The 6,735-nt window shown below is 57.0% G+C and carries 7 protein-coding genes and 1 pseudogene; 1 reads left to right on the top strand and 7 read right to left on the bottom strand.

The genetic code is table 11. The features are described from left to right. Positions 1–227: pseudogene (locus tag ACFQ00_RS15545) on the bottom strand (TonB-dependent receptor); the annotation flags it as partial. Between the two features lie 310 nt (positions 228–537). Between ACFQ00_RS15545 and ACFQ00_RS15540 the strand changes: the two are divergent. Further along, on the top strand, positions 538–957 hold the full coding sequence (locus ACFQ00_RS15540; RefSeq protein WP_381492758.1) for an aldo/keto reductase: 420 nt from the start codon (positions 538–540) through the stop codon (positions 955–957). Positions 958–997: 40 nt separating this feature from the next. On the opposite strand, the gene ACFQ00_RS15535 is transcribed toward ACFQ00_RS15540, so the two are convergent. The 6 genes from ACFQ00_RS15535 to ACFQ00_RS15510 form a co-directional block, all read right to left on the bottom strand. Beyond that, on the bottom strand, positions 998–1,315 hold the full coding sequence (locus ACFQ00_RS15535) for a 2Fe-2S iron-sulfur cluster-binding protein (RefSeq protein WP_381492756.1): 318 nt from the start codon (positions 1,313–1,315) through the stop codon (positions 998–1,000). 51 nt (positions 1,316–1,366) lie between these two features. Then, positions 1,367–2,164, bottom strand: a complete 798-nt coding sequence (locus ACFQ00_RS15530) for a glucose 1-dehydrogenase (protein WP_381492753.1) — start codon at positions 2,162–2,164, stop codon at positions 1,367–1,369. Positions 2,165–2,238: 74 nt separating this feature from the next. Further along, positions 2,239–4,497: a xanthine dehydrogenase family protein molybdopterin-binding subunit gene (locus ACFQ00_RS15525; RefSeq protein ID WP_381492750.1), complete on the bottom strand. Its 2,259-nt coding sequence runs from the start codon at positions 4,495–4,497 to the stop codon at positions 2,239–2,241. After that, on the bottom strand, positions 4,494–4,943 hold the full coding sequence (locus ACFQ00_RS15520) for a (2Fe-2S)-binding protein (protein WP_381492747.1): 450 nt from the start codon (positions 4,941–4,943) through the stop codon (positions 4,494–4,496). The genes ACFQ00_RS15525 and ACFQ00_RS15520 overlap by 4 nt, the downstream gene beginning before the upstream one ends. Before the next feature lie 79 nt (positions 4,944–5,022). Continuing rightward, a complete protein-coding gene (locus tag ACFQ00_RS15515) occupies positions 5,023–5,649 on the bottom strand; it encodes an isochorismatase family protein (RefSeq protein WP_381492744.1) in 627 nt (208 codons plus the stop codon). After that, positions 5,649–6,698 (bottom strand): 2,5-dihydroxypyridine 5,6-dioxygenase, encoded by a 1,050-nt coding sequence (locus ACFQ00_RS15510; protein WP_381492741.1) that lies wholly within the window; start codon positions 6,696–6,698, stop codon positions 5,649–5,651. The genes ACFQ00_RS15515 and ACFQ00_RS15510 overlap by 1 nt, the downstream gene beginning before the upstream one ends. Between the last annotated feature and the right edge of the window lie 37 nt (positions 6,699–6,735).

Here is a 6,735-nt window from a genome sequence, read left to right as displayed (position 1 = left end):
CCGGGCATCAGGCTGACCGCCTCGTCGAGCGTGTTGCGGTTGAACGTGTAGATCGCCTCCGACGACAGCGTTGAAGACGCGATGGCGATACCTTCCTGCTCGGGCGCGGTGACGATGATCTGGCCGAGCGTGAAAGCACTGTCCGGTTCCACATCTGCTGCTGCCGCGGGGAGCGACGCAAAGGCGAGAGGCGCGGTAGACGCAGCAAGGATGACCGAAAAGCGCATGGAGTTTCCCCTTTCTTGTGAGACGGGTTCGGCGCTATCCTCGCCGATACAATGTATTTGGCCGTATATAGCAACTCAACCAATACAGCTCTTTCATCGCGTTGACAATGAAATTGGTCGTATAATTAATATAATGCACGTCTTCCTGCGATCGTAGGTGCCTGCCTCCAGCACCGCAGGACCGATCGCATCGACTTGTTCTATCAGCATCGCGTCGACCCTAATGTGCAGATCGAGGATGTGGCCGGCAGTGCGAAGTAACTGATCGACCAAGGCAAGGTGCGGCATTTCGGGCTGTCGGAGGCAGACGTTGCCAGTATTCGACGCACGCGTTGTCCAACCGATCACTGCCATCCAGAGCGAATATTCGCTATTCTGGCGAGCCCCGGAAGTCGAACTTCTGCCCGCGATGGACGAGTTGGGAATCGGGTTCGTGCCGCTCAACCCGCTTGGCGCGGTCTTTCTCGCCGGCAAGATCGACGCGCATACAACCTTTGATCCAACCGATTTCCGCAATGCAATGTCGCGCTTCTCTCCCGAAGCCCGCAAGGCGAACATGGTGCTGGTCGAGATCGTCAAGGCAGTCGCGGAGCGGAAGAGAGCGATGCTGCTTGCCTGGCTGCAACGCGGGTATGAGGACGCCCCACCCTCCGACCCAACCCAATTGTTCGCCGCTGCTTCGAGCGTTGACGCACCACCTCAGAGTCGATCACGACGGCGAAAGCTATAGTCTCACAGAGTGCCGCGAGCGCGGTACTCTGCTTTCAAACTCAGTCTTCCGGCGCGATGATGACCCTGAGGCCGTCGAGCGCGTTGCTCATCTCGATCTGGCAGGAAAGCCGCGAGTTTGGTTGCTTGTGGCCCGACGAATCGAGCAGGTCGTTCTCGTCCTCGCCGGGACCGCCGACCGCGTCCGACCACGCCTCGTCGACGAATACATGGCACGTTGCACATGAGCAGCAGCCCCCGCAAAGCGCCAGAAGCTCATCGAAACCGTTTTCACGGATAGCCTCCATTACGGAAAGGCCGGTGTCGGCCTCAGCTGTCTTCTCCACACCTTCACGCGTCACAACAATCAGCTTCGGCATTCGTGACCCATTTCTCGACTGGCATCAACAATCGTGCATCTTCGATGCAGCTCAGTCGAGCTTCTCGGGGCTAAGCTTCGGATCGTAGGATTGCGCATTTGACGTAGCGCCACCGTCAATCGACAACGTAATGCCGGTGATGAAGGACGCCCTGTCCGAAGCCAGCCAGACCACGCCTTCCGCAACCTCCTCGGGATTTCCCAGGCGATGCAGGGGCTGCGGCGCCATCAACATTTCCTGCGCTTCTTTCGGCAAGGATAGAACCATGGGCGTCGCGATCGTGCCAGGCGCCACAGAATTGACGCGAATGTTCATATTCGCATACTCGCCTGCCGCAGTTTTGGTCAGGCCGATCACCGCATGCTTGGCCGCCACATAGGGGCCAGCGAGAGGCGTACCTACGAGCCCTCCTTCCGAAGAGGTGTTGATAATAACACCACCCCCGTTCTTCATCATCTGGCGCAACTGATACTTCATGCAAAGCCAGACGCCCTTGACGTCGACCTCCATGATCCGGTCGAACTCGTCCTCCTCCACTTGGGAGGTAAAACCTACCGCCAGAATGCCTGCGTTGTTAAAGGCATAGTCGAGCCGACCAAATCGGCTGACACATTCATTGACAAGCATCTCGGCATCCGCAGCCTTTGCAACATCGGCCGCGACGAACACCGCCTTCCCACCACCGGCGGCATTCGCAAGAGCCACCGTTTCCTCGGCAGCGGCGCGGCACGCTTCCAGGTCGGAGACAATCACCGAGGCCCCTTCCTTTGCAAAAAGAATTGCAGTCGCACGCCCAATTCCGCCCGCGGCACCGGTGACAATGCCTGACTTGCCTTCAACGAGTCCCATCTAACCCTCCTTGTATGCAAAATGTTAGGAAAGCACCGGCCTCCCGACCAGTTCCTCCGCCGTACCTGGGCTGTTCAGCCCTTTCGGAATCTCAAATCGTTGTCCATAATGGGCAGGCGCCGTATGCGCGGACCGCCGGCAGCATAAACCGCCTCAGTCACTGCTGCGACGGCAGTCGGCGTTCCTTCTTCGCCTATCCCGGAAGGCTTGGCGCTTGACGGCATGATATAGACGTCGACATCAGGCGCATCGGCAAGCCTTACCATCGGACAATCATCGAAATTACCCTGCTCGACGCGTCCGTCTTTCAGCGTGATCTTGCCGAACAGCACGTTCGAGAGCCCATAGATAATGGCGCCTTGAACCTGCGCCTCGATATTCTGTGGATTGACCGCGGTGCCTACGTCCACAACGGCAAACACCTTGTCGACCTTCAGCCCCCCCTTCCCGTCCAGAGTTACATCAGCCGCCATTGCCGCACAGGAAGAATGGTAGCCCGGAATGTAGCTCATGTCGGTAATGGCGATACCTCGCCCGCGCCCGCGACCACGCCGGACCGGGCCGCCGGCACGCTTCACGACCTCCTGCAGAACCCGACGCTGCCGTCGGATGCGAGCCACAGCATCTTCATAATCGGCGCGATCCTTTGGCACCCGGGTCTCGTCGAGCGCTGCCAAATGAAATTCGTAAGTCGACGTTCCTGCTTTCGCAGCAAGTTCACCGAGAAAGCCGATATTCATCCAGGTGGTTTGGGTATGTGCCACGCCGCGCAGCCAACCGAATGGCGGTGGCGTCTCAAGTCCCGTATATTGAATTTCAATGTTCGGAACGGCAAATGGCATGCGCGAGAGGCCATATGGCTGGAAGGGTGAACTGCCAAAAGCAGAATGCGCCCTCCATGCCACTATTTTTTTATTGGCATCAAGGCCTCCAGAAAAGCGCATCATGGCCGCGGGCGGATAATAGCTACGGCGCGTGGTCTCCTCCCGAGACCAGATCAATTTAACCGGCGTCCCACGAATTGCCTTGGCGATCTGAACGGCCTGACTGACATAATCCTGGGACAGACGACGCCCAAAGGCACCACCCACATACGTCAGATGAAATTTTGCGTCCTTGAGAGCCACCCCGGCGGCATAAGCGGCGATACGCAGCGCCTCATCAGCATATTGTGAACCACCCCAGGCTTCGACACCATTCTCGTTGACCAGTGCTGTGCAGTTCATGGGCTCCATGGGGGCATGTTGCACAAAGGGGTAGTGATAGTCAGCTTCGACAGTGGCGGCTGCCTCCTTAAGGGCTTTCTCTGTATCGCCTTCATTGCGCACGATCTTTCCAGGCTTGGTGAGCGCTTCGGAGAAACTACGCTCGATCGATGCACTGTCGACGGCCGCGTTATCACCTTCATCCCATTCGATCGGAAGATCGTCGAGCGCTGTCCTAGCAGTCCACCAGCTATCGGCCACGACTGCGACGGCATCGTCCATCTTGAAATCGATGATATCCCACAGGGTTGGTGGCGTTGTGTAGCCACTGGGACCCCCACGAATCGGAACCACCTTTAGCACACCGGGCCGTCCCATGATCGCCGAGGCATCGAAGGATTTGAGGCGACCACCAAAGACCGGTGATTGTCGCACCGCAGCATAAACCATGCCGGGCAGAACGATATCAATCCCGTAGACAGCCTTACCGGTCGACTTCGCTCTCGAATCGAGGCGCCCCAAGGGTTTGCCGATGTAACGCCACTGTTCACGCGGCTTGAGGGTGATGGAGGCGGGATCAGGTACGGGCAGCTTGGCGGCTTCAACCGCGATTTCACCGAACCGGATCGACTGCTGACCCGAATGGTCTACAATCTTGTTCCCGGAAATCCGGAGTTGGTCTACTGGCAAATTCAGCTTCGCTGAGGCCGCCCGCAAGAGCATAAGTCGCACTTGCGCCCCGGCTCTGCGCATAGGATCGAACAACATGTCGACACCCCAGCTGTTCAGCGTCGCGGTGTGGACATAGACGTTATTGCGCACGCGATTGGTCTGCGCATCGAAAAACTCCGTCTTGAACTTGGCCCAATCGAGGTCCATCTCCTCGGCAAGTAACTGCGACAACGCAGTTTCAACGCCCTGCCCCATTTCTGTCTGGGGTATTCGGAGCCGTACTGTGTCATCAGGCTCGATCACGATCCAAGATGTAACCTCCACATCCGAGGCTTCCGCACGCGCCGCTTCCATGGCGCGCGCGATACGCGGCAATGCAAAGTTGAACGTGACCGCACCACTGACGGAAACGAAGGCGCCCAATAGCCCGCGGCGCGTGGGAGCGATCATGCTCATGCCTCCGCCGCTTGCAAAATAGCTTTGCGAATCCGTACATAAGTTCCGCATCGACAGATATTTGTGATATTCTCGTTGATGTCGATTTCTGTCGGTTTGGGAATACGATCCAAAAGTGCCGCCGCAGCCATTATCATACCCGATTGGCAGTAGCCGCACTGTGGCACATCATTCTCGATCCACGCCTTCTGCAATGGATGAGATCCATCCGCGCTAAGTCCCTCGATCGTTACAATGTCGCCATCGGCTGCGGCGCCAAGCGTAAGCTGACACGAAGGCACCGGATCACCATTGAAATGGACGGTGCAAGCACCGCATTGCGCGACGCCGCAGCCAAACTTGGTGCCATTAAGCCCCATCTTTTCCCGCAGAACCCAGAGCAACGGCATCTCCGGATCTGCATCCAGCTGTACGGTCTTCCCATTGACGTTCAGACTTACGCTCATCTATCAGCTCCGTCCTTCGATGACTGCCATATCATCCTCGACACGATCCCTTCTGAGCCTCGCGTCGGCTACGATATCTTCAGCCAGCTCCCATTTCCGTTCTTTTCAAGAACTCGGCAAGTTGCAAAACCTCCCCGTATTTCTGCTCGATATCGAACAGGCTTGCCTTATGTGGCTCGATTGCCCGATCACCCACGCAGTCGGAAAGTACGATAGGCTGGAATCCCCAGCTCATTGCATCTACCACGCTCGCCCGTACGCAACCGCTGGTCACAGCACCGGCGACGACGAGCGATTTTACACCACGCTCGATTAAAAAGGGAGCCAAGTTTGTACCGAAGAAAGCCGATGGCACAGTCTTGCGCACCACCAGTTCTCCTGAAATTGGGGCGAGGTCGTCAACGATGGCTGACGCTGGCGTATTCTCCTTTAGCGCCAGCAGACTCGGCACCTTCCGGCCAAACACGCCACTATCAGCATCGTCATCAGCGAAAACAATGCGACTGAATGCGCACGGCCATTCGCGTATCCGCGCAACCCTAAGTAGAGTAATCGTGTTGCGTATTGCCTCACTGATATTTTCGCCGCCAAATTGATCAGGGTCGGCAAAGCCGTTAACGAAGTCGACAATAAGCAGACCAAAAGGCGGCCTAAGCTGAAGTGATTGACCAAATCCTTGTCGGTTATAGACCTCCGCCTGCGTCATTATTGATCTTCTACGTTCATGTTCAATACGATGCCGCGCTCGACAATCGCCTTTCCATCAAGCGTTATCGAGCAACCTCGCAAGGGCACATCGACATGGCAAGCCGTGTTACGCGTGCCCCCAACCTCCAGATTCGGACCAAGCGAGAAAAGGAAGTTGCCAGCGAAAGCCCTGGCATCCATGCCGATCGTCTGCTCGCGATCATAGAAGCTCAGCGTCGACCACTTCGCGCGGTCCTGAAGTCCCCATCCGACATGGGACATCGCGTAGCCTTCCCGATCATTGAAGCTCTCCATGAACTCTCGGAGAAGTTCGGCGTCAGTCCCTCCGGAGATACTGGTCACATAGCCATCCTTGATCTCCAGCGTGATCGGCCCGGTGGCGTAGCGCTTGAGAGGCAGCACGATATCCCCACGATCGATGACAATCCGGCCATTTGAATGGCCTTCGTTAGGCCAAGTGAGAATGAAGCCGCTTGGCCAATGATCCCACCGCCCACGCTCCTCGGCAAAGCCATATTCCTTAACCGCGGGATACTGGCCCAGACTAAACACTACATCGGTCCCAGCGTCCGATGTTACGTGCATCCTTGAAGCGGCCTCAAGCAGCCGTGCCGCAGCGTTGACCCGGGCTTTATCAACCTCCGTGGGAATGAGCCTGACAAGGATTTCGGGCGGTTCTGCCGCAAGCAGGATGCGCGTACCCGACTCGAGAATCTTCTGCTGCTCGTCAGAGAAGAGCAATACCATCAAATCCACAACGAGGTCGCTCGCTAGACAAGCAGCGAGCGCCGCCTCGTTTCCGGTCAGCGGCGTCGTGCCAAGATAGCCGAATGCGTCCCTGCTGAGCGCCTTTTCGGCGTCGACAGGTTGAAGATCGATGCGCGTTACAACCGCGCCCAAGCTTTGCAAAGCAATCGTGGCTGCCCTCAGATTTTGGGGATGCGTGCTGCGATCGGTAAGAATCGTTACATTGTCTCCCCGGTTCACCCGGCAGAGACCAAGGACATGCTTCCAAGCTTCGCAAAGATCATAATCACTTACCGGCATCTGGCATTTTCCCGTTTGAGGATAGTCTCCGACATCA

This window comes from Sphingosinicella xenopeptidilytica, from assembly GCF_042676985.1.
Classification (GTDB): Bacteria; Pseudomonadota; Alphaproteobacteria; order Sphingomonadales; family Sphingomonadaceae; genus Sphingosinicella; species Sphingosinicella xenopeptidilytica.
The sequence above is the reverse complement of the archived record's forward strand: the minus strand, read 5'-3'. Positions and strand labels throughout refer to the sequence as shown.

Excerpts from the sequence above, each read along its gene's own strand:
- ACFQ00_RS15530 (WP_381492753.1), bottom strand. The coding sequence starts at position 2,164 with ATGGGACTCGTTGAAGGCAAGTCAGGCATTGTCACCGGTGCCGCGGGC.
- ACFQ00_RS15535 (WP_381492756.1), bottom strand. The coding sequence starts at position 1,315 with ATGCCGAAGCTGATTGTTGTGACGCGTGAAGGTGTGGAGAAGACAGCT.
- ACFQ00_RS15520 (WP_381492747.1), bottom strand. The coding sequence starts at position 4,943 with ATGAGCGTAAGTCTGAACGTCAATGGGAAGACCGTACAGCTGGATGCA.
- ACFQ00_RS15515 (WP_381492744.1), bottom strand. The coding sequence starts at position 5,649 with ATGACGCAGGCGGAGGTCTATAACCGACAAGGATTTGGTCAATCACTT.
- ACFQ00_RS15510 (WP_381492741.1), bottom strand. The coding sequence starts at position 6,698 with ATGCCGGTAAGTGATTATGATCTTTGCGAAGCTTGGAAGCATGTCCTT.
- ACFQ00_RS15525 (WP_381492750.1), bottom strand. The coding sequence starts at position 4,497 with ATGAGCATGATCGCTCCCACGCGCCGCGGGCTATTGGGCGCCTTCGTT.